Genomic DNA, 990 nt, shown 5'->3' on the forward strand with positions numbered 1-990 from the left:
GTGAAGCAGACGGGACAGCCGAGCTTTGTAGATGCGCTGATGCCGAAGGGAGCCGGCGCCAATGCGTCGCTGGATCGGCTGGCCGGCCTGGTCAAGTGGTACCGGTTCGAGAAGCTGATCGGCCATTTGCGGGACGAGAAGGGACCCGGTCAGCCGGGGTACGCGGTGTTGATGCTGTTTCGGGCGCTGCTGTTGCAGTCGCTCTATGGTCTTTCGGACCGCGAGCTTGAGGAAGCGCTGAGCGACCGGCTGTCGTTCAAGCGCTTCGTTGGTCTGAGCCTCGAGGATGCGACGCCCGACCATACGGTTCTGAACCGTTTCCGGAATCAACTCATCGAACAAGGCCTGCTGGAGAAGTTGTTTGGCGAGCTGGACCGCCAGCTTGAGAATGCTGGTGTCATCCTCAAGCGCGGCACGATGCTCGACGCGACCCTGATCCAGGCCGTCTCAGCTCCTCCCAAGGAGGATCGTCCATCAAACGACCCAGACGCCCGGTTCACCAAGCGACAGGGCAAGGGTGGTTCGACCTTCGGCTACAAGGCTCACATGGGTGTCGACGAGGGATCCGGTCTGATCCGCTCAGTCCTGACCACGCCCGCCAATATCAACGATACAACGCCAGCCGACGAACTGATCCGCGGCGACGAAGCCGTGGTATGGGCCGATGCGGCCTACGACACCCACGCCCGGCGGGCGCGGCTGAAAGCGGAAGGCAAGAAGCCCCGCATCGCCCGCCGTCCCAACAGGCATCACCCGGAACTGCCGCCGAGGCTCAAACGCTACAACCGTCTCATCGCACGACGACGGGCAACGGTGGAGACCACCTTTGCCACCCTCAAACGTCGGATGCGGCTCACCTGCATCCGATACGTCGGTCTCGCCAAGGCACGCGGACAAGTCCTGCTTGCCTCCATCGCGTTCAATATGAGGCGGTGGGCCACGATCGCCGCCTGACGCCCATCAAGGGCGCAAAATACAGCTTCGGCCCGA

At 62.8% G+C, this 990-nt stretch carries 1 protein-coding gene; it reads left to right on the forward strand.

Annotated elements, in window-relative coordinates; genetic code table 11:
* On the forward strand, positions 1 to 954 hold a 954-nt coding region (locus QY049_RS38855), incomplete at its 5' end, for an IS5 family transposase (RefSeq protein ID WP_301270731.1).
* Positions 955 to 990: the final 36 nt, after the last annotated feature.

This window comes from Bradyrhizobium sp. WYCCWR 13022 (genome assembly GCF_030435535.1).
In the GTDB taxonomy this organism is placed as follows: domain Bacteria; phylum Pseudomonadota; class Alphaproteobacteria; order Rhizobiales; family Xanthobacteraceae; genus Bradyrhizobium.